Origin of the sequence: uncultured Ruminococcus sp. (genome assembly GCF_937915125.1) — a bacterium.
In the GTDB taxonomy this organism is placed as follows: Bacteria; Bacillota; Clostridia; order Oscillospirales; family Ruminococcaceae; genus Ruminococcus_C.
In genome coordinates this window covers 1-22,535 of record NZ_CALDMP010000053.1, presented here as the reverse complement: position 1 = coordinate 22,535, position 22,535 = coordinate 1, and the positions used below count along the sequence as shown (strand labels likewise).

The 22,535-nt window shown below is 44.2% G+C and carries 16 protein-coding genes and 1 pseudogene; 16 read left to right on the top strand and 1 reads right to left on the bottom strand.

The window, feature by feature from the left end; translation table 11 throughout:
* Nucleotides 1-26: 26 nt before the first annotated feature.
* The 16 genes and pseudogenes from Q0418_RS05210 (at nt 27) to Q0418_RS05135 (ending at nt 22,182) form a co-directional block, all read left to right on the top strand.
* Complete coding sequence (locus tag Q0418_RS05210) at nt 27-878, top strand: AraC family transcriptional regulator (protein ID WP_298482892.1); 852 nt, start codon at nt 27-29, stop codon at nt 876-878.
* A gap of 524 nt (nt 879-1,402) precedes the next feature.
* Entirely contained in the window at nt 1,403-2,440 is a 1,038-nt protein-coding gene (locus Q0418_RS05205) for a uroporphyrinogen decarboxylase family protein (RefSeq protein ID WP_298482890.1), read from the top strand.
* Between the two features lie 95 nt (nt 2,441-2,535).
* Nucleotides 2,536-3,180, top strand: coding sequence for a corrinoid protein (locus tag Q0418_RS05200; RefSeq protein WP_298482889.1), 645 nt, complete (start codon nt 2,536-2,538; stop codon nt 3,178-3,180).
* 13 nt (nt 3,181-3,193) lie between these two features.
* Nucleotides 3,194-4,222 carry a uroporphyrinogen decarboxylase family protein gene (locus Q0418_RS05195; RefSeq protein WP_298482887.1) on the top strand — a complete coding sequence of 343 codons (1,029 nt, stop codon included), beginning with the start codon at nt 3,194-3,196 and terminating at the stop codon, nt 4,220-4,222.
* Nucleotides 4,223-4,245: 23 nt separating this feature from the next.
* Nucleotides 4,246-4,392, top strand: a pseudogene (locus Q0418_RS05190) (2Fe-2S iron-sulfur cluster-binding protein); the annotation flags it as partial.
* Nucleotides 4,393-4,475: 83 nt separating this feature from the next.
* Complete coding sequence (locus Q0418_RS05185; RefSeq protein ID WP_367276230.1) at nt 4,476-5,255, top strand: IS3 family transposase; 780 nt, start codon at nt 4,476-4,478, stop codon at nt 5,253-5,255.
* Nucleotides 5,256-5,304: 49 nt separating this feature from the next.
* Nucleotides 5,305-5,907 carry a corrinoid protein gene (locus Q0418_RS05180; protein ID WP_298482885.1) on the top strand — a complete coding sequence of 201 codons (603 nt, stop codon included), beginning with the start codon at nt 5,305-5,307 and terminating at the stop codon, nt 5,905-5,907.
* Between the two features lie 600 nt (nt 5,908-6,507).
* On the top strand, nt 6,508-7,182 hold the full coding sequence (locus tag Q0418_RS05175) for a TetR/AcrR family transcriptional regulator (RefSeq protein WP_298482883.1): 675 nt from the start codon (nt 6,508-6,510) through the stop codon (nt 7,180-7,182).
* Nucleotides 7,183-7,198: 16 nt separating this feature from the next.
* On the top strand, nt 7,199-7,951 hold the full coding sequence (locus Q0418_RS05170) for a hypothetical protein (RefSeq protein ID WP_298482881.1): 753 nt from the start codon (nt 7,199-7,201) through the stop codon (nt 7,949-7,951).
* Nucleotides 7,952-8,368: 417 nt separating this feature from the next.
* A complete protein-coding gene (locus Q0418_RS05165; RefSeq protein WP_298482878.1) occupies nt 8,369-10,840 on the top strand; it encodes a dockerin type I domain-containing protein in 2,472 nt (823 codons plus the stop codon).
* A 539-nt stretch (nt 10,841-11,379) separates the two neighbouring features.
* A complete protein-coding gene (locus Q0418_RS05160) occupies nt 11,380-12,183 on the top strand; it encodes a hypothetical protein (RefSeq protein WP_298482876.1) in 804 nt (267 codons plus the stop codon).
* Nucleotides 12,184-12,423: 240 nt separating this feature from the next.
* Nucleotides 12,424-14,028 (top strand): transglutaminase domain-containing protein, encoded by a 1,605-nt coding sequence (locus Q0418_RS05155; RefSeq protein WP_298482875.1) that lies wholly within the window; start codon nt 12,424-12,426, stop codon nt 14,026-14,028.
* A gap of 14 nt (nt 14,029-14,042) precedes the next feature.
* A complete protein-coding gene (locus tag Q0418_RS05150; RefSeq protein ID WP_298482873.1) occupies nt 14,043-17,540 on the top strand; it encodes a leucine-rich repeat protein in 3,498 nt (1,165 codons plus the stop codon).
* A 77-nt stretch (nt 17,541-17,617) separates the two neighbouring features.
* Nucleotides 17,618-18,424 carry a hypothetical protein gene (locus tag Q0418_RS05145; RefSeq protein ID WP_298482871.1) on the top strand — a complete coding sequence of 269 codons (807 nt, stop codon included), beginning with the start codon at nt 17,618-17,620 and terminating at the stop codon, nt 18,422-18,424.
* Nucleotides 18,424-19,461, top strand: coding sequence for an acyltransferase (locus Q0418_RS05140; RefSeq protein ID WP_298482869.1), 1,038 nt, complete (start codon nt 18,424-18,426; stop codon nt 19,459-19,461). Before Q0418_RS05145 ends, Q0418_RS05140 begins: the two co-directional genes overlap by 1 nt.
* Nucleotides 19,462-19,650: 189 nt before the next feature.
* The gene (locus tag Q0418_RS05135; RefSeq protein WP_298482867.1) at nt 19,651-22,182 is read left to right on the top strand and encodes a glycoside hydrolase family 9 protein; all 2,532 of its coding nucleotides are present in this window, start codon (nt 19,651-19,653) and stop codon (nt 22,180-22,182) included.
* 183 nt (nt 22,183-22,365) lie between these two features.
* Here Q0418_RS05135 and Q0418_RS05130 read toward each other — a convergent pair whose 3' ends face one another.
* Nucleotides 22,366-22,533, bottom strand: a complete 168-nt coding sequence (locus Q0418_RS05130; RefSeq protein WP_298482920.1) for a helix-turn-helix domain-containing protein — start codon at nt 22,531-22,533, stop codon at nt 22,366-22,368.
* Nucleotides 22,534-22,535: the final 2 nt, after the last annotated feature.

Genomic DNA, 22,535 nt, shown 5'->3' with positions numbered 1-22,535 from the left:
ATACAACAAAGGAGGGGACTGTATCCATGCATGATCTGATTTTTTCTGTCTTTCCCAGTGAGAACTTTGTAGACCTTGGGCTGTACCAGTTTGGCTGGGAACAGTGCGAGCCGGCGCATTCCTTTGGTCCCGCAGCACGAAACCATTTCTTGTTTCACTATGTCATTTCCGGCACCGGAATCCTGATGGCGGACGACAGCAAAGGCAATACACAGACCTATTCTGTCAAAAGTATGCAGGGTTTTATGATCTTTCCCGGTCAGATCACCACATACATTGCAGACCAGCATCTGCCGTGGGAGTATGTCTGGGTCGAGTTTGACGGGCTTCGCGTCAAAACCATTCTGGAAACCGCCGGGCTGACACCAGACACTCCAATTTACCGTGCAAACTCTAAGAATCTCCGGGAAGAAATGGCACAGGAAATGCTGTATCTGACAAAAAACCGGGATTCTTCCCCTTTTCATCTGATCGGTCACCTCTACCTGTTTCTGGACTATCTGGCACGTTCCTCTGCTTCAATGCACCTGAATCATGGCAGTCAGCTTCGGGATTTTTATCTCCACGAAGCACTGATGTATATTGAGCACAATTTTCAGAATGACATCTCTGTAGAAGATATAGCGGCAGTATGCGGACTGAACCGAAGCTATTTCGGAAAGATTTTCAAAGAAGCTATCGGAAAAACGCCGCAGGAGTTTTTACTGCAATATCGCATGGTGAAGGCAACAGAATTGCTAAAGCTCACACAACTTTCTATTGGTGATATCAGCAGTGCAGTTGGTTATGCCAATCAGTTACATTTTTCCAGAGCATTCAAAAAAATATATGGCGTTTCGCCGCGAGAATGGCGCAATAAAAACAATGTTCATATTTAATGAATGGTTTCAGAACTATTTAAGGCAATCCCGCACAAAGATTGTGCGTCAGATGCGCCGTCAGATTTTTCGTCAGATGAAACAAAAAGCGCAGTGAATACTTTGTGTATTCACGAGCATTTTTGTGAAATATGACAGAAAAGATGCAAGCGTATGACGTGCAAAGTCGTCAGGCACTCTTTGTGCGGTGTTGCCTTAAGCCTGAAGAATCTTATGGGAATCTCGAAAAGCCTCTGTGAAATCATCTAAATCATGGTAAAATAAAGATGAACAAGGCAATACTGCATGATCTATGTGTGGTATTGCCTTAAGGTTTTCTGTGCGAAGTTATTTCATTATATTGCTGCTTCGTTCTTACGTCAGGAAAATCATCTTTCTTTTGTCCCTATAGAATAATCGAGAATTGTATCTTTACTATCTCTGGATTTTGGCGTAAAATATAGGCATAGATCAGGTGAGAATAAAGTGTTGCAACATAATCCTACTGTTTCTATATGAAAAGTATGAAAGAGAAGGTGGCAGACTTGACCGGAAAGGAAATATTCAAGAAGGCAGTAAAATTAGAGAAAACCGAGCGTGTGCCGGTTATGATTCTCTCAGGCGGCGTCTGGGCATATAACCAAAGCGGAAGGTCACTACAGGATTCGTTCGATATGGCGCCGGAAGAATCCGCAGCATACTGGATCCGTACCAATGAGAAGATCCAATCTGACCTGATCTGGTGTGCAGCCGGCTGCAACCATCTGGCACTGAGATCCCTTGGTGCAAAGACAGATTTTTCGGTATGTGGTGCTGCGGCAACGACACAGCCCTTTATCGAAAAGCCGTCGGATGTAGATAGGTTGGACATTTCCGCACTGGAAAAGGACGAGGGCATTTTAAAAATGGTAGAGAGCGCAAAGATCATGAAAGAAAAGATCGGTGATCAGACCATGCTTGCCATCAGTCAATGGGGACCCATGACGCTTGCGGAACTGATGATCGGCGCAACACCGTTTATGATCATGCTGCGAAAGGATCCGGAGGGTGTCAAGTACATGATGGACTTCACATCGGAGGTCTGTGTGAAGTATTACCAGATGTTTGTGGATGCCGGTGCGGAACACATCTCCCAGGCAGAACCGTGTGCTTCCGGCGATATGATCAGCCGTAAAATGTTTGAGAAAATTGCGCTTCCGTACCTGCAAAAGGTCAATAAACAGATGGATAGTTCCGTGTTTTCTAAAATGATCCATATCTGCGGCAATACCAATAAAATTTTAGAGGTACTGCCGGAGACAGGCGCAGATATGTTTTCCATGGACTATAAAGTTGAAACAGCCTATGCTCGTGAAATACTGGACGGTAAAATGGCATTTGCGGGACAACTGGATCCCAGTGCAGTCATGCTCATGAGCGATACTGCTACAGTCAAAGCAAAGGCGGAATCGTGTATTGAAAATGCACAGTGGGAAAAAGGCGGTTATATCCTGATGCCGGGCTGCGACCTGGCACCGGCAACACCATTGGAAAACATACAGACCATGGTACAGACAGCACATCAGTATCAGCAGAAAGTCTGACAGTATTTGCATAGAGACATCAAGGGTAATTCGCTTTGTAATAATATTATTTCGATATGATTCATATAATTATATAAAAGAAAGAGGTAATAGATATGTCTGAAAAGATGATGAAAGCACTGGCACAGGCAGTTGTAGATATGGACGAGGATGAGGTAGATCGTCTGTCAAACCAGTGTATTACAGAAGGCATAGATGCATTCGAGGCAATTGACAAGGGATTGACAGCCGGCATGGAAGAAGCCGGAAAGCTGTTTGAAGAGGAAGAATATTTTGTACCGGAACTGCTGTCTTGTGCAGATGCAATGAACGTGGGTATTGATATTTTGAAGCCTTATTTGACAGTGGACAGTTCTCAGGAGAAGCACAAAGTTGTGGTGGGCGTCATTGAGGGAGACACGCACGATATCGGAAAAAATCTGGTGGTACTGATGCTGGATACTGCAGGATTCGATGTCACAGATGCAGGTCGTGATGTTCCGCCGGAAAAGCTGGTGGATATTGCCGTAGAAACCCAGGCAGAGATCATTGTCATTTCCACCCTTATGACAACCACAATGGACGCCATGGAAGAAGTGATCCACATTCTGAACGAACGGGGCATCCGGGATCAGTTCAAGGTCATGGTTGGCGGCGGTCCGATCTCCCAGGCATTTTCCGATAAGATCGGCGCAGATGGTTATTCAAAAAATGCAGCAGATGCAGTGAAACTGGCAAAGCAGCTGGCAGCAGTAGAATAATGGAGGTATTGTTATGGCAATTGAAGTATTTTCTCCGAAAGAACGCCTTGTTCGTGTACTGAACAAAGAAGAAGTAGAACGTCCGCCGGTCATCTGTCCGGGCGGTATGATGAATGCGGCAATTGTGGATGTCATGAACCGCAACCACCATGTCCTGCCGGAGGGACATCATAACGCAGCAGATATGTCTGCACTGGCATATGACGTCCATCATGACACTGGATTTGAAAACTTCGGTATCCCGTTCTGTATGACGATCGAGGCAGAAGTGCTGGGCAGTGAGATCAATTATGGAACACTGGAATGTGAGCCGAAGATTCAGAAGGAACGATATGCTTCTTCTGCTGATGTAGAATTTATCCCCCTGGGTTCCATTGAGAAGAATCACCGTGCCGCCGCAGTGATTCAGTCCATTTACCAGCTGAGCCGGAAGCATCCTGATATTCCTGCTATCGGCAGTGTGACCGGACCGGTGAGCACAGCCGCATCCATTGTTGATCCCATGCGGTTTATTAAGGATCTGCGCAAGGATAAGGAAAATTCTCACAAGGTGCTGGAATATGTCACACAGCACATTCTGGAATTTGCAAGACACATGGTAGATAACGGTGCCGCTGCCATTTCCATTGCCGATCCCACTGCTACTGGTGAGATCCTGGGACCGAAGATGTTCGGTGAATATGCCGTACCCTACCTGAATAAGGTGGTAGACGGTATTCATGAAATGGGCGTTCCTGTCATTGTACACATCTGCGGTCATATGGATATGGTCAAAGCCGAGTGCGCAAAGCTGCATTCCAATGCACTGAGTGTAGATGCTTTTGTCAGCCTGAAAAAAATCAAAGACGAGTACAATCAGATCACCACCATGGGAAACCTCAGTACGATCATGCTCCAGAATGGAGAAAAAGGTGCCATTGAGAAGCGAACGGAACAGCTGGTGCGTGACGGTATCAACATCCTTGCACCGGCATGCGGACTTTCTACATTCACACCTCTGGAAAATATCCGCACATTTACGAATACGGTTCGTCTGGGATAATCGGAGAAAAGGAGGGAGCAGTATTGCCAAAGGTTTATTTTAAAAATCAGGATGTTACAATCGAAGTGGAAAAAGGAACCACGATTTTGCAGGCGGCAAGAGATGCCGGAATTATGGTAGAATCTCCCTGTGATGGTATCGGCACCTGCGGAAAATGTAAAGTCAATATCGGTACGGACGGACAAAAGAAAATTGTGTATCATTCTATGATTATCTTGAAAGAAAAAGCAAGCCTTGGAAATATGAACCGCTGGTGGAAGAAATGATGAAAATTCATAACGAGGATAAGTGGAACGATACATACGGCAGAGAGCGTATGTACATAGCCTTGCAGCTGAAAAGTCAGGACGGAGAGATTTCTGTTCCTATACCAAGCGAAAGTACAGTCCGCAAGGTTATGGAACAGGTTGGACTTATCCATAAGCCTAACAGAAAACCGAATGGTATCACCAAAGCAGATCGTGAAGCACGCAAATCTGAGGATCTTCTGAAGCGTGATTTCAGTGCAGATAAGCCGCTGAAAAAGGCGGTAACAGATATTAGTGAACTCAAAGCAAAGGACGGAAAAGTCTATGTTTCGGCACTATTCGACTGTTTTGACCTGATGCCTTTGGGGCTTGTCATAGAAGATAATATGAGAGCTTCTCTTTGCTGTCATACAATTGAAAACGCAAAAAAAGCCTATCCTGACATCAAAGGCTGCATCATACATTCCGATAGAGGAAGCCAGTATACAAGTGCAGAATATCGGGAGAAACTGCAAAAATACGGGATGATTCAGAGTATGAACAGTGCAGGTGGCAGATGCCATGACAATGCTCGCTGCGAAAGTATGTGGGCAAGAATGAAAGAAGAATTATTTTACAGCAGAGGTGATAAATCCAAAAATTATACTATAGCAGAGTTAAAAACCATGATCTGGAGATATTATATGAGTTATTGGGCAAACAGACGGATATGCACGGCAAACGGTGGTTTGCCTCCGGCTGTCAAGAGAAGACGATACTATGAATGTGCAGATATTGCTGCTTAAATTCGTTCGAGAGAAATGTGTCAAGTATTATTGACAAAATCAGATCGATATGGAAGAGGAAAAGGCAGAAGAAATTTCGCGGCGTATCCTCCAGGAACACTGGGATGCCAAAGCTGCCATTACAGAGGGGCTGATTGCCGGAATGGATGAGGTGAGCCGGCTCTATGCAGATGAAATCTATTTCCTGCCCGATTTGCTCACTTGTGCCGATGTCATGGAAGCTTCCATGAGAATTCTGCGTACTGCACTTTGCAATGAATCAGTCGGATATGATGTACGTATTGTGATCGGAACGGTAGAAGGGGATACCCATGATATTGGAAAGAACATTGTTGCACTGTTCCTGGAATGTGCTGGTTTTCAGGTGTACGATGCCGGACGGGATGTTTCGGCAAAGCAGTTTGTGCAAAAGGTGCAGGAAGTCCATGCGGATATTCTGTGCCTGTCTACCATAATGACAACTACCATGGATCGCATGAGCGATGTCATACGGGAATTGGAACACAGCGGGCTACGTGACCATGTCAAAGTAATGATCGGCGGGAAACCAGTTTCTCCGAAATTTGCAAAAGAAATTGGTGCAGACGGCTACTCCAACAAAGCCGCCGATGCAGTCAAACTGGCAAAAGAACTTTCTGGAGTGAACAGTTGATTTTTTCGATAATTTCCCTTAGAGCAAGAGGATTTGTGCCGGAGGATTGAGGCAACACCGCACAAAGAGCGCCTGACGGCTTTGCACGTCATATGCTTGCATATTTTCCGTCATATTTCACAAAAATGCTCGTGAATACACAAAGTATTCACTGTGCTTTTTGTTTCATCTGACGAAAAATCTGACGGCGCATCTGACGCACAATCTTTGTGCGGTATTGCCTTGATTTTGCACCTTTTCAGCTACAAAAGAGTGCATTGTATCAAAATTTTAGTTCTTTGTCAAATTGATTATTTCAAGTGAATAATCGGTGGTACAAAAACCACGTAATTTCGATGCTTTATCGAGATTACGTGGTTTTCTCTTTGTTTATGAAAGGTCGATCGTCATTAGGGCACCTCTAGATATCTCTAAGTTGAAATAAAAAATTTAGTGTCCCTCTTGACAGATAGATTATTATATGCTATAATACAACAGCGTTCTGCAACAATGTTACCTAATATGACGTGACAAAAATGAAGAAGTAGGTGTGATAAGAGATCTTGGGCAATACCGCACAATCTTTGTGCGGTATCGCCTTAATTCAAAGGAGTGATTTGAATGCCGCCAAAGCCCAAATTTTCAAAAGAAGAGATCGTAGCAGCAGCGTTTGACATAATTAAAAAGGACGGGATATCCGCACTTACCGCAAGAGATCTCGGAGCATATCTAGGCACATCGTCGAGACCGATATTCACATATTTTCAGACGATGGAGGAGCTTAAGCTTGCAGCAAGGGAACTGGCTTTGAAGGAGTTCCTCGAATATATCAGCGACTATCGTGACTATACCCCTGCATTCAAGCGAATCGGCATGATGATAGTATCATACGGAATCCATCAACCCGAACTGTTCAAGCTTCTCTTTATGCAGGAACACAAGGAAAACAGGGGCTTCGAAAATACTATTGCTGATCTTGGAGAGATAGGCGATGTATGTATAGAACTTATTGAGCAGGATTACACATTAACAGCAGATCAGGCTCGTCTTGTTTTTGAACAGATGTGGACGCACGCTTATGGACTTGGTGTGATGTGCGCAATGTGTGTATGCGATCTTTCTGAAGAGGAGATAGGCAAAAGACTTGGTACAATGTTTGCAGGTCTTATCATGCTGATTCAATCGGGCAGGGTGGATCAGGTATATTCAGACATCGAGAAAGGATGTGACGGAACATATCATGGCATGAAACTGTCCGACCTGCCGTACCTCCCTAATAACAGAGAATCAAGATAATGAAAGGAAAAATAAAATGAAAAGGAATAATTTGTTTGTATTATTATCCGCAATGTGCGTGATTTTCTCGGCTTGCTCATACGATGGAGACGCACAAATCCACGAGACGATCAATGCCGAGACAAATATCGTGTCGGAGATCTCCTCAGTTACTGAAACAGACACCGTTGAAAACGAAACTTTCACCGATACAAAAATGACGGATATCGTATCGGAAAGCGCCTCAGTTGCTGAAACAGATACTGTTAAAAATGAGACTTCGGTCGAGACAGAAGGCACCATAGATATGACGGAGGATTTTGTTTCCCAGGCAAGCAGGCTTATGGGCGCACTTGATTATATCGATCGCATCGGCGGCGGCAGCATCCCGAAGGATGAAAACGACACTGTAGAAGTTGACGGCAGGCAGTATGCAAAGGTGAATGCACAGTTTACAAATACTGCAGACCTGAAGCAGTTTATGGAGGAAAATCTTTCTGAAACCCTGATCCAAAACAGATATTCACACATCTTGGGCGGTGAGCAACCCTACTACATTGATATTGACGGAGAACTATACGGCTATGTTACTGCAAAGGGCTGTGGATATCCATGGATAACAGAGGACGGAAAGCCTGTTATCTCAATTACAGATGTGAGCGACGACAGCTTTACCGCAGTTGCAAAGTTTGACAACTATGGCAATGCGTGTGAAATGAATCTTGATATTTTTTTTACTGACGGATTCTGGAAAATAGCTTCTGTATCCTATGACGGAATGACATTTTAATAGAGGACTTTAGGGTACTTCACTGCGAAATCCCGCAAGGACGTAAGCAACTGCAAATGGTGACCTCCGCATCAACTACAATAAAAAATCTTCATTTTCTACACCATAAATGCACAATGTGGGTTGACAGCATAGAGATAAAAGTGTACAATGTGTATAAATGAAGAATGGCAGATTTGTGCTGAAAATACAGCACATTAGCTATGGCAACACCGCGTAAAGAGCGCCTGACGGCTTTGCACGTCATATGCTTGCATTTTTTTCGTCATATTTCACAAAAATGCTCGTGAATACACAAAGTATTCACTGTGCTTTTTGTTTCATCTGACGAAAAATCTGACAAAGTTTATGCTCGTAGAGTACATCTGATGCACAATCTTTGTGCGGTATTGCCCTATGTTTTTAGGAGGTACTTAGATGATTCTGAAAAAAATGACGGCAGGCATTACGGCAACGATTCTGATGCTGTCAACAATATCGCTTTTTCCGCAGGGATATGTTTCGGCAGCAAGTGAATGTGTTATTGACACATCCATCGAGTATCAGACAATCAGAGGATTCGGCGGAATGAATCATCCTGAGTGGACTGGACAGGATTTGACAAAGGCACAAAGACAGACTGCATTCGGAAACGGTGATGACGAGTTGGGACTCACTGTATTGAGAGTGTTCGTTAATCCTGACAGCACTCAGTGGTACAAAGCACTTCCGACAGCGCAAACTGCCACAAATATGGGTGTTACTGTTTTTGCGTCTCCATGGGAACCGCCAGCAAATCTTGCTGAAGAATATCCTGACAGCAATATAGGTAAACTTCATCTTCCGGAATCTAATTATGGTGCATATGCACAGCATCTCAATAATTTCGGTACTTACATGAAGAATAACAGTGTTGACCTTTATTCTATTTCGGTTCAGAATGAGCCTGATTATTCTTCTGAATGGACGCACTGGACAACGGATGAAATCACTAATTTTCTTGCAAACTACGGCGATCAAATCACAAGTACAAGACTTATGTCGCCTGAATCTTTCCAGTATTCTCCTGAGGATGCTTCATGGATAGACCACGGCACAGGAGACGGCGGAAAGACAATATACAAAAAGATTCTGAATAATGCGAAAGCATTTGCAAACTGCGACCTTTTTGGAACACATTTCTATGGCACGCAAAGATCCTGGATGGATTATCCTGAACTTGAAAACTGCGGCAAGGAAATCTGGATGACAGAAGTATATGTTCCAAACAGCGATCAAGATTCTGCCAATAATTATCCAGAGGCTATACAGGTTTCTGAAAATATTCATAACGCTATGGTCGTAGGAAATATGAGCGCCTATACATGGTGGTATATTCGCAGACACTATGGCTTAATGACTGAGGATGGTAAAATCAGCAAGCGTGGTTACTGCATGGCTCAGTACTCCAAGTATGTCCGTCCTGGTGATGTACGTATTGATGCAACGGAACAGCCTTCGGACAATGTCTATGTATCTGCCTACAAGGGTGACGACAATCAGGTGACCATCGTTGCAATAAACAAAGGTACTGAGGGCTATGCACAGCAGTTTTCTGTCAGCGCCGATTCGAAGATCACGGATATCGACCGCTACAGAACATCAGGAACGGAGAATCTTGCGAAAACAGAAAATTTAGATTATACCGACAATAGCTTCTGGGCACAGCTCCCGGCGGAGAGCGTTTCAACCTTTGTCGTTACACTGTCTGAAAAGGCAGTGGAGCCTGATGAAAACGGGTATTACTTCCATGACACATTTGAAAAATCCAACTGTGACTGGGCAGTGAGAGGTCCAAATCAAATCGGACTCAGCGGAAGAATCCCCTATATGGGAACAAATGCACTCCTGGTTTCTGAACGAACAGAAGCGTGGAATGGTGCAGAAAAGCTATTGGATACATCGGCTTTTCAACCGGGAAAAGCGTACAGCTTCAGTGTATGTGTTGCATATGTTGATGGAGAAGCGGCAGAGAAGTTCGCCCTGACATTGCAGTATGTTGATTCATCTGGTCAGACCAGGTATAAAAACATTGACACAAAAACTGCTGTAAAGGGGAATTATGTTCAGCTGTATAATAGTAATTTTATGATTCCAGAGGATGCAACTGGTGCCAGGATCATTGTGGAAACAACAAGCGGCGTCATGAATTTTTATATTGATGAAGCAATTGGTGCAGTAGCTGGAACAGCAATTGACGGACCGTCAGAAATTGCAATTCCAACAACGACTTCTACAACAACACAAACAACATCTACAACCCAGCAAACTACGACATCCGAAACAAGTAGTTTAACAAAAGCTACGACTACAACTACTACAACAGTGACGCAGACTGAAACGACCACTGCATCAAAAGAAACGACTTCCACGACAAAATCATCTGTAACAGAACAAAGTACGGCAGAAACAACAACTGCGCAAAGCACTACAACAAAATCCAGCAGTCAGACAGTGACGTCCTCTGTGACAGCGACACAGCCTGCTGAAACTGAGAAGACAGAGCAGACGACAGAGAAAACTACCGGGACAACCCAGACTTCTGCGGTGTCAACATCACCAGAGACAACGGTATCCGAAACGAATACGATCAAAGAAACAGCTTCTTCTGAGACTACGGCAAAATCATCCGAATCCACTGAAACAGCTCCTGTAAAAGTAGTGCTCTATGGCGATGTTAATGTAGACGGAAGAGTGGATATTACGGATGCAGTGCTTCTGAATAAGGCGACTGCCGGCTCTGTACAGTTAAACGATCTTGCAATGCGCAATGCAGACTGCAACAACAATCAGGGACTGGACGGAGATGATGCACTGCTTCTGCTGAAATTCCTGGTACATCTGGTAAGTGTTCTTCCTTATGCAGAATAAATGCGTAATATTATGATAGATGACTTCTTTCATAAAAACGGATTGTACCAATGATAAAGAATCGTTAAGGCAGTACCGCATAATCTTTGTGCGGTGTTGCCTTAATTCAAAAGAGTATCATCATCCATCAGATCAATGGAGCATGATACTCTTTTTTCTATGGTTTGGCAATTGCACAGTGCTTCCGTAATAATCATGATTCGGTAAAGGCAACACCGCACAAAGAGCGCCTAACGGCTTTGCACGCCATATGCTTGCATATTTTTTCGTCATATTTCGCAAAAATGCTCGTGAATACACAAAGTATTCACTGCACTTTTTGTTTCATCTGATAAAAAATCTGACGGCGCATCTGACACACAATCTTTGTTCGGTATTGCCTAAATTTGTTCAGAAGAACCTGAAATGTTTATTTGTCATATCCTTTTTCGATGAAAATTTAAAAAAGGGACTTGACAAGGAAAGGCATAATGCTTTATTATAGTAATGTATAGAAAAAAGGAAACAATGCAAAATTTGTATTATTGGAGGAAAAAACCATGAACAGGATAACGCAACACCTGGCATTTGCAACTGCCGCTGCCATGCTTACAGGCTCGATGATCCCATCCGCTGTCTGGGCAGAGGATGCAGATACTGTGATCGCAATTGCGCCCAGCGAATATCTGGCTGACACTGTGGGAACTCTGCATGTTACAGTACAAGGCAGTCGTGCAGTCCGTGTGAAAATTGAAAAGAATACGCTTGACGGAAATATTTTGTATTACAGTACACTTCTGGAAAAGGAAGGTACATATGCTTTTACCCTTGACAGCTGTGAATATAATCTGGATACATCGGCATATGATTCTTCTTTTACGATTACGGTGTTAGACGAAAAAGACACCGGCTGCGCATATACCCTGGCGGAACAGCTGGTTCCCGATCCTGGCTTTTACCTGGATATTTCCAGAACGCAGTATGACTGGAATGTCACTTCCGTGGCAACTGCTGTTCGGACGGCAACTGCGGTTGCCACACCTACCTCGGCAGTTGACGGGATATGGTATGGTGCAGTTGACATCAGCCTGGAGTATATCCCTTATACCCTGGGCGATATTAACGAGGATGCACAGATCAATGCCGATGATGCATATCTGGCATTGGTGTATTATGCACAGGCTTCCGTGGGACTGGATGCAAAATTCACAGATGGAACTTCGCTTCTGGCGGAAAATGCAGCATTTTCTGCGGCGGATACCACAAAGGACCTTCTGATAAATGCGGACGATGCTTACCGCATTCTTCTGTACTACGCCATGACGTCTGTGGGCAGTACGCCTTCTTGGGAGACACTGCAATAATTAGGGCAATACCGTACAAAGAGCCTCTAGCGGCTTTGTAAGTCATATGCTTGCATATTTTCCGCCATATTTCACAAAAAATCTGACGGCGAATCTGACACACAATCTTTGTGCAGTATTGCTCTAGAGCATGTTCACCCCCTGCTGATTCACATGCTTTACAAAATTTGGATTGACTTTTCATATAATTTGCTGTATAATATAAAAAGTGACAAAATTTGATAGAAAAGGAGCCTGATTATGAAGTACATTCGTATAATTCGTCTGTTACTGCCGTTTGCAGCTGTTTCCATGGGTATGTTTCTGCTTTCCACGACTGTTTCCGCATCGGAAGAAACACCATTGACTGCAACATCCGTTACAACACTTACTCCTGCAACAGAAACTTCTGAATCCGGATGGAAAGAAGTTGACGGAGGAAGAAAATATTTTCAGACAGACGACGGATATCTCACTGGTGTTATTTCTGTAAATCACATTGTGTATGTGATGGATACAGACGGCTTTCAGCAAAACGGATGGCAAATTGTAGACGGAAATCGTTATTATTATGATCCCGCAACAGGAGAAGCAGCCATCGGTGTACAAGAAATCGATGGAATACCTTATCTTTTTGATTATACTGGTATGCAGAAAACAGGCTGGCGGACGATAGACGGTGTGAGGCGATATTATTCTCTGGAAACCGGCGAGGTTTTAAATGGCTGGATTGACTACTGCGATAAGCGTTATTACGCAGATGAAACAGACGGAAAACAGGTTGGAGAATTGATCCTGGATGGAGATCGCTACCTTATGGACGATACCTACGGGTATCAGCAGCTTGGATTCTGTACTTTTTCCGATCAAACCGTTTCTTATTATGATACGGACGGAACGCCGGTCTGCGGATGGCTTACTGAAAACGGAAAGACCTATTATTTTGACGAGTCCAGTCAAATGCAGACTGGCTTTCAGAACATTGAAAATTGCACATATTACTTCAGTGATTCTGGTATCCGGATGACAGGCTGGCAGACGATTTTCGGGAAAAAGTATTATTTTTCCGCATCTGGTATGATGCTGACAGGGTGGCAGAAAATATCGGATCACAGTTATTACTTCGATTCGAATGGAATGATGCAAACCGGTTTTCTGAAGCAAGGCACATCTACCTATTATCTGAATTCCCAGGGGCAAATGGTAAAAAGTTGGCAAACTATTGGCGGAAACAATTATTATTTCGATAGCAATGGCGTTATGCAGACGGGATTTTTAACCCTTGGAACAGGAACCTATTATATGGACAGCAATGGCATCATGCAGACTGGATGGAAGACCATTGACGAGAAAATGTATTTCTTCCAATCAAATGGTGTAATGCTGATCAATACAACAAAAGATGGATATCATATCGGTGCTGATGGTGTTGCAATCAAAGATCTTTATCCGCTGGCAACTGCGGTTTTAAATCAGATTGGACATGATCTGAAGCGTGCTTTTGATTGGGCAGCAAGCTTGAAATACTATGGGCATAACCCTTACATGCCCGATACGGCTTCTCCGGGTACAAAATGGTATGCTGACTATGGATTTACGAACCTGAAGGGAAACTGCTATGTCATGGCTGCAACATTCTGTGAAATGGCACGAAATTTAGGCTATGATGCAAAGCAGATTTCCGGACGTGTTCCGCTGAGAAGCGGCGGATTAGGACCGCATTCCTGGGTCGAAATCGTCATGAACGGCGTTACATATGTTTTTGATCCGGATTTTACAAATGAAACTGGTCGGAATGGATACCAGATCACATATGGCCAGTCCGGCACATGGCGATATGTCAGAGATTCTGTTATGGTTGATTGAAGGGAGTATGTAACATGGGGAAGTGGAAACAGAGGATGGCGGTCATAACCACCGGAGTGATCGGTATCATGGGTGTTCCTACAGGCGCAATTGCAGCAAGTGCAGCAGAGCTGGAATGGCATTCAGAGGCAATGCCCCTGGCATCATGGGATGATGTACCGGTTGCCACATATACAACAAGCACATGTGAACTGTATTATACGACGGAGTATGACGGAACACTTACAATTACAGGCTGCAGCAGAGATGCGTCAGAAGTTGTGATCCCGGCTGAAATTGATGGAATTCCTGTTACAACGATCCAGTCGGATGCATTCCGATTTTGCAGCGTGACTTCTGTGACGATTCCAGAGACCATATGCAGTCTCCCAGAGGATGTATTTGAAGAGTGTTCTCCGGCAGAAATTCATGTTTCTGAGGAAAATCAGTGGTATTCCAGCGAAGATAATGTTCTGATGAACAAGGAAAAAACACGATTGCTGCGATTCTGTCCAGCTGACTCCAGAACGGCATATACCGTTCCGGACAGCGTCACAGCAATCGGCTATGCTGCATTTCAAGGTTGCAGCAATCTGATATCCATTGATATTCCCTCCAGTGTCACCTATATCAGTTCTTGTGTCTTCTGGGATTGTGCTGGTCTGACTGCCGTCACTTTGCCGGAGAAAATTTCTTCCATCAACTATGCAACTTTTATCGGGTGCAGCGCACTAAGAGAATGTATCATTCCCAGCAATGTCACCAGCATTGATATGGATGCTTTTTATGGATGTTCCAGTCTGACATCTGTTACAATTCCGAAAAAAGTGAAATACATAGGCAGTTCTGCCTTTGGATGGTGTGGTTCACTGGAGAAAGTGGTAATTGAGAATGCCAATTGTAACATAGCGGATGACGAATATACCTTTACAAATTATGATATGTCCAGCGATTTTTCCGGGACAATTTACGGTTATGATGATTCGACAGCGCAGAAATACGCCGAACAGTATGGCAGAACTTTTGTATCTCTGGGAGAGCCGCCTCTTGCCACAGAAGTAGGAGAAACTGGCAGCTATGACGGTTTCCGGTATGAGGTACAATATGACCGAAGCCTGATGATCATCCGCTGTGATGATACGAAAACCCAGATTGAAATTCCGGAAGAAATTGAGGGCATGCCGGTCAGCGGTATTTCCAATGAGGCATTGCAGCATTGTACCGAATTGGAATCCTTGGCAATTTCCAAAAACGTCATAGAAATTGAATATGCTGCATTGCAGTATTGTGATTCACTTCGCACGATTACGGTGGATGAAGAGAACCCTTGCTATGTCAGTCAAAAGAATGTCTTGTTCCGCAGAGAATATGGCGAAGATGAAAAACAACTGGCATACCTTCTCCGGTATTGTCCGCAGGATCCAAGAGCAGAATATTCCATACCGGCTACGGTGACGAGTATCCAGGATGGGGCATTCCGGAATTGCGGAAATCTGACGGCAATTGCCATTCCGGAGAGTGTTAGTAATATTGGCAATGAAGCGTTTTATGAGTGCAGCAGCCTAGAGTCTGTTACCATTGCAAAGAATGTGAAATCCATTGGCAATCAGGCGTTCTGTAACTGTGCTTCGCTGAACGTTGTGACGGTAACAAGCTACAATTGTTCTATAGGCGGCTACGATGCTGTATTTACAAATAACAGTCTTTCAAGCACCTTTGACGGCACAATCTATGGATATGACAATTCAACAGCAGAAACTTATGCGGAGATATACGGTGTTTCATTTGTCTCTTTGGGAAAAGCGCCTGCGGATGCGAGGATCGGCGAAACCGGAACGGTTGGCGCACTGTCGTATGAAGTTCTGGAAAATGCGACAATTGCCATCACCAACTGCGATGATACAGCGACGACTGTGGAAATTCCAGATGAGATCGATGGAATTGCAGTCACCCAGATTCGTTATTCTGCTTTTTATGCATGTGAAAATCTGACAAGTATTACAATACCAGGCAGCATCACGGAGATTCAGTCAAGTGCATTTTCTTCCTGCGCCAGTCTGAAAGAAGTCGTCATTCCGAACGGTATCACAGAAATTGCAGACTATGCCTTTAGCTATTGCACGTCATTGACCTCTGTTTCGATCCCGGACAGTGTAACAGCCATTGGATACTATGCATTTTCAGGTTGTACCAGTCTGACAGACATCAAAATCCCTGATAGTGTGAAAGAAATCGGGAATTATGCCTTCCAGGATGTACCCTGGATGAATGAACAGACAGAGGAATTTGTGGTTCTTGGAGACGGCGTTTTTTATGCATACAACGGTACGGCACAGAAAATCACACTTCCTGAAACAGTAAAGACACTCTCTCAAAATGCATTTCATGTGACATACCTTTCTGATACTGAGGAAATGGAAGTCAGTGTGCCGTTCCAGGAAATCACACTGTCGGACAATGTGGAAAGCATTGACTTGACCTGGTTTGAAGAATGGTATAATTATCCTGTGACAGTCAATCTGGGGAAACGAACCAGACAGGTGGATTTCTGGTATGGTGATAAGGGCAATGGTTATTGGGTAGAGGCGGTCAATGCGCCGGCGGACAGCTTGTATTTTTCCTCTGATGACGGCATTCTGTACAACAAAAATCAGACGAAGCTGGTGTATTATCCTTTGTGTAAAGAGGATCTGGATGAGTATAAATTGCCTGCCACAGTCACGGAAATTGGGGACGGAGCGTTCTTCTTCTCTAACCTGAGCAAGATGGAATTAACAGAACAAATTACGAAAATCGGAGAATATGCCTTTGCGAATTCCGAGATTCAGTTTGGAAACCTGACGATACCAAAGGGTGTCACGACCATTCCCACAAAAGCATTTGGCGGATGCAATATCACAAATCTGACGCTTCCCCAGTCTGTGACAACCATAGAAGATATGGCGTTTATGGGCAGTACAGTGCAGTCAGTGCATCTTCCGGACGGCCTGGTCAGTCTACAATCCAGTGTATTCAATTTCTGCCAGAATCTAACCAGTATTATTATTCCGGACAGCGTGACTGAACTAGAATATGGCGTTTTCTGGGAGTGTACCGCTTTAGAAAATATCACGATTCCCAGCAGCGTAACTGAAATCGGATGGAGTGCATTTGGAAACTGTACAAGTCTGACAGATGTCTATTATACCGGAACACAGGCAGAATGGGATGCAATTACCATTGGCAATGAAAATGATGTTTTGAAAACAGTAACTGTTCACTATGAAAGCAGTCCTGCCCCAGAAGAGACCGAAGCTGAAACCGGCGACTTGGACGGAAACGATGTCATCGACACGAATGACGCTTATCTCTGTCTTTTCGCCTATGCCAAACTTTCTGTGGGGAACACTTCCGGATTGACAGAAGCGCAGGAAAAAGTCGCTGATGTGGATGGGGACGGCGCAATTACCACCAACGATGCTTACTATATTCTCCTGTACTACGCAAAGCATTCTGTTGGAAATGATGTTTCCTGGACAGAACTTCTGGGTTGACATTGTAAAAGACTGGATATCGGAACAGGTAGCTACTTTTGCTCACGATACAAAAATATGAAAAGGGGAAAATTAAAGTGAAACAAAGAAAATTGGTTTTGACATTGATGATTCTGGGCATTGCATCCGGTTTCTTGCTGACCGGATGCGCCAACGAAACAACCACAAGCGAAAGCTCGGCAGAAACAACCGCAGAAACAACAACAGAGACCGCCAAAGCAACAACAGAGACCACTGCTGTTACGACAACAGAACCAGAGGAGGTTTTGAAATCAATTGGTGATCCGGCAGAAGGCGATACTGTTTTTACAGTGCACCTGATAAATGCAACGGGGCAATCCATTACAGGGGTTTCCATCAAAGAAGATTCCCAGGAAAGCTTTTCAGACAATCTGCTAGGCGAAAATGATGTTTTTCTGGAAAAAGAGGAACGAGTTTTGTATTATAATACTGCCGATTTTTTGGAAGAAACTGGTGACGCAGTGGATGCAACATACACGGTTCTTCTGACATTTGAAGAGGGAACAACTGCAGAACTGCACCAGTTCCCATTCGGTGATATGGAATCCGGTCAGATAAAATCAGAGGATTCCGTTGCATTTTTGGTATACACATCCTTGGAGTCCAGCGCAGAGATCAGCACCAAGGAAGATGAACTGAATTTGATAGAAGAAATTGCTGCACAAAAAGAAGCAGAGGAACAGCAGCGTGCAGCTGAAGAAGCTGCTGCACAGCAAAATCAAGCAAACAATTATGAAGCACCTGCTTATGAAGAAGTGCCGGAACAGGTTCCTAAAAACGACGTACCATCTGTAGAAGAAACTCCACAAGAGGAAGCAGACCCGAATGCAGGCTGCCTGGGTGATGAGGGACTGTTTTATTGATGGAAAAACAACAAGAGAAGCTGACTTTCTTAACAGAACTGCGTGCACTTGCTTGTATTGCAATTGTATTTTTACACACCTTTTATGCAGCGAGCGCATTTGCATCTGATTTTTCAGAACAGGTCATAGCGTTAACCGTGCGAAACCTCATGATGTGGGCGGTGCCGTGTTTTGTGATGATTACCGGAACGCTGCTGTTAAATGAATCACGGAGCATTACCTACCGCAAGCTATTTCAAAAATATATTTTGCGCATGATTGTTGCATTATTGCTGTTTTCTGTTCTGTTTGAGATTCTGGACACCATTGCAGCAAAGGAACCGTTTCGGATATCAACGATTTTCCTTGGCTTAAAAAATGCAGCAACCGGAAAGAGCTGGAAGCATCTGTGGTATCTGTATCTTATGATTGGTCTGTACCTTCTTCTTCCATTTTACCGTAAAATTGCAGCGACACTGAATCGGAAGGATACCTGTTATCTCATTGGTGTATATTTGGTTTTCCTCTCCATCTTGCCGATGCTGGAAACACTGACCGAGATAAAAACAGCATTTTATATCTGTGTCTACAGCGTTTATCCGCTATATTTATTTCTGGGATACGCATTATATTGCGGTTTACTGCAAATTCCTCGCTGGGTCCAGATACTCTTTGCAGTGATTGGAACAATTTCAGTTGTTGTTCTGACATTCCTCAGCGAGAAACTACAGCTGAAATCACTTTCTGATTTACTGACAAATTACGCTTTTCCGCTCATTGTTCTTCAATCAATTGGTATTTTTGGATTGATGCGTGCAAAAAAAGCAAAAACGCCTCACTGGTTAGAATGGATTTTAGAGCAAATTGATTCCTGTTCTTTTGGGATTTACCTCATACACATGGCTTTTCTCAAAGCTGTTCTGGTTTATTTGCAATGGAATCCATATGCACACGGTGGAACAATGATGGTGCTCTTGTTGGCTCTGGCGGTGACGATTCTTTCATTTGGCTGTATCTGGGCTCTGAAGAAGATTCCGGGACTCAAAAAATTGCTGTAGGAAATGTTTCATCATCTCCAGTGATTGTCCTTTTTGATTTAAGGCAATACCGCGCAAAGCTGTCAGGCGCTCTTTGTGCGGTATTGCCTTATATTTTGATATCACTTTTTGCAGCTTTTTGCATCGAAGATCCCTGTCTTGAAATCGACTCGTAAAAACATATGTAATAAAACAATGAGGTGTAAGTGTATGAAAAACTCTTTTGTAAAACGCATTCTTGCAATGGCAGTGGGAGCAGCAATGCTGTTCTCAGCCGTGCCCGGTTCTATCGTATCTGCGGCAAACACCCAGGATCAACCCGATTTGCAGCTTCAGACCATATTGATCGACAATAATGGTGCAGACTGGACAACGGAAAGCTGGGGCGGTGCCACCATGACGCCAAACACCAACTGGACCACCCTGACCATCCGGGATTACTATGAAAATGGCTGTCTGGATTTTGAGGTGCGCAGTAACGGTACGGGAAGCAGCACTTTCCGGATCGGTCTGGTGTCCAAACGCCATGGAAAAACGGTTCAGATCTGTTGGACGGATATGGCGGCATATCAGGATATCAGTGCAGGTACAGATTGGTCGGAGTATTCTCTGCCCATCAAAGAACTGGTAGATGCCTATCCGGATTCCGGCTTCAGCCTGGATAATTTCTGGTATGTGTATGTGGGAGGTGTTCCAAGCGGTACAACTCTTTCATTTCGCAATATGACCATTAGCTCCACTGACGATGAACGGCAGTATTCTATAATCAAGGTCGATCAGGTGGGCTATCCATGCAACGGTGCGAAAACTGCCCGTATCAGTTATTTTGAAAAGTTCGGCTCTCTGGAGGGAAAGATCTATGAGATCGTGAATGCAGATACCGATGCAGTGGTGGCATCCGGCACGCTGTCCGCTGCAAAAAAAGACGCTGCCTTTTCCGGGGAATGTGTTCATGTCGTAAACTTTGATGAAGTGACTGCACCCGGCACATACTATATTCGCATTCCAAATGCCGGACTGGATGCATCGGCACGTTCACCGCGTGATGTGGAAGAAGGGCTGGATATGGACACCATCACTTCTGTTGCGTTCCGGATTCAGGACGATGTATACGATGGTCTCCTCAGTGATCTGACAAAGTATTTCTACTATCAGAGACAGGGGATAGATCTGAAACCGGAATATGCAGGAGAATTCGCAAGAGAGAATCTTCACCCCAACGATATATCCGTGAAAAAATGGTCGGATCGGAATAATCCTGGCGCAGAGACTTACGATGTTTCGGGCGGTTGGTACGATGCAGGAGATTACGGAAAATATGTCTCTCCGGCTGCGGCGACTGTTGAAGATCTGCTGCTTGCCTATGAGTTGTTTCCGGATGCCTTTGCGGATATGGATCTGGAGATTCCCGAAACCGATCCGGACAATTCCCGCTATGTAGACGCTCCGGGGATTCTCAGCGAGATCAAATGGGAACTGGATATGCTCCTGAAAATGGAGCACAGCAGCAAGGACGGTTCCTTCTATGCGGCAGCCAATTACAGAGACGGTGTGATATATCTGGAGGATACGCTGTATCAAACTTCCACATATCAATCGGACGATTCCGAGACCGATCTGCGTTCTCATCTGGCAACTGCCGGTGCGGCGGCTGTTTTTGCCCATGCATATATTGTTTACAAGGATATTCCGGCGTATACGGAATTTGCAGAGGAATGCCTTGCTACAGCACTGCGTGCCTGGGACTGGGTGACGGATTCTTCCAACGCTATGCATATGTCCATCAGCGCAGCAAACCGGACATACACCTTCACACAGGAAGAACTGAACCGTGATATGTTCTGGGCGGCAGGTGCTCTCTATAGAGCATTGACACTTTCCGGGGTAGATGCCAGTGCATTTGAGAATTATCTCATCGAAAATTGTAATGCAGCGGAAAATACGAACTGTTTCAATAGTTCCATGTCTCTCAGCTACAACCATGCAGGGGAATCGTTCCTGGGATTTTTCCACTATTTATATGGGAATAATCAAGCGAATGAGGAAATCGCCAAAGTATTTTCCAAGTTTTCCACCTGGCGTGCCAATATGCTGCGAAACAATACCTGGGGGACGACTTTTCCGGAATGGGGCTGCTGGTGGGGATCCAATAAACAAGTTGCCCAGAACGCTATGACTCTTCTGCTGGGCAGCATCATTCTGGAAGGTCAGGATTTGCTTCCGGAGAATACAGTGACAGCAGCGGAGAATGCGTTCCATTATCTGCTGGGTGAAAATCCGATTTCCTTCAGCTATGTTTCCGGCAACGGAGAGAATTGCGTAGAAAACATTTACAGCGGCATCTATTCCAATGATGCAAGACTTGATCCGTATCAGATTCCTGCCGGATATTTCACGGAGGGCAGCGATTATTATGACAACCGGCATCTATCCAAATTCAATGGAAAATGCTATCTGGACAGTGACGGCGAATATACCACAAACGAAAATACCATTTATGGCAATGCGGCAATGATACTTCTCACCGCTGCAATCATTTCACAGAATGCTTCCCATCCTGTGACGGGGGATGTGAATGCAGACGGTGTATTCAATATCTCAGATATCGTAATGATGCAGAAGTGGCTTCTTGCTGTACCGAATGCAACGCTTACCGATTGGAGAGCCGGAGATCTATACTCAGATCATATCATAAACGCTTTTGATTTGTGTTTCATGAGAAAATTACTGATAGAACAATAAGGCAACACCACTCAAAGTGTGTCAGGCGGCTTTGCACGTCGTATGCTTGCATATTTTTCGTCATATTTCACAAAAATGCTTGTGAATACACAAAGTATTCACGAGCATTTTTGTTTCATCTGACGCACAATCTTTGTGCGGCTTGCCATAAAAATTCCTTTCCTCATAATCACGCCCCAATTTTTATTGTTCCAATAATCTGAAAAAGTTCCGCTGACATTCGATCACATGTTCTTTTCTCAGCTTGCTGATCTCCGCAGACAGACCGCTTCTGTCAACCTCAAGAAAATCTGCAAGTTCCTGCCTGTCATAGGGAATGGTAAAGCTGCTACCATGCTTCTTCGCCTGTATCA

What these genes read in the sequence shown, in the direction of transcription:
- Q0418_RS05170 (WP_298482881.1), top strand. Translation starts at nt 7,199, where the DNA reads ATGAAAAGGAATAATTTGTTTGTATTATTATCCGCAATGTGCGTGATT.
- Q0418_RS05180 (WP_298482885.1), top strand. Translation starts at nt 5,305, where the DNA reads ATGGAAGAGGAAAAGGCAGAAGAAATTTCGCGGCGTATCCTCCAGGAA.
- Q0418_RS05160 (WP_298482876.1), top strand. Translation starts at nt 11,380, where the DNA reads ATGAACAGGATAACGCAACACCTGGCATTTGCAACTGCCGCTGCCATG.
- Q0418_RS05165 (WP_298482878.1), top strand. Translation starts at nt 8,369, where the DNA reads ATGATTCTGAAAAAAATGACGGCAGGCATTACGGCAACGATTCTGATG.
- Q0418_RS05200 (WP_298482889.1), top strand. Translation starts at nt 2,536, where the DNA reads ATGTCTGAAAAGATGATGAAAGCACTGGCACAGGCAGTTGTAGATATG.
- Q0418_RS05175 (WP_298482883.1), top strand. Translation starts at nt 6,508, where the DNA reads ATGCCGCCAAAGCCCAAATTTTCAAAAGAAGAGATCGTAGCAGCAGCG.
- Q0418_RS05135 (WP_298482867.1), top strand. Translation starts at nt 19,651, where the DNA reads ATGAAAAACTCTTTTGTAAAACGCATTCTTGCAATGGCAGTGGGAGCA.
- Q0418_RS05195 (WP_298482887.1), top strand. Translation starts at nt 3,194, where the DNA reads ATGGCAATTGAAGTATTTTCTCCGAAAGAACGCCTTGTTCGTGTACTG.
- Q0418_RS05155 (WP_298482875.1), top strand. Translation starts at nt 12,424, where the DNA reads ATGAAGTACATTCGTATAATTCGTCTGTTACTGCCGTTTGCAGCTGTT.
- Q0418_RS05150 (WP_298482873.1), top strand. Translation starts at nt 14,043, where the DNA reads ATGGGGAAGTGGAAACAGAGGATGGCGGTCATAACCACCGGAGTGATC.
- Q0418_RS05210 (WP_298482892.1), top strand. Translation starts at nt 27, where the DNA reads ATGCATGATCTGATTTTTTCTGTCTTTCCCAGTGAGAACTTTGTAGAC.
- Q0418_RS05140 (WP_298482869.1), top strand. Translation starts at nt 18,424, where the DNA reads ATGGAAAAACAACAAGAGAAGCTGACTTTCTTAACAGAACTGCGTGCA.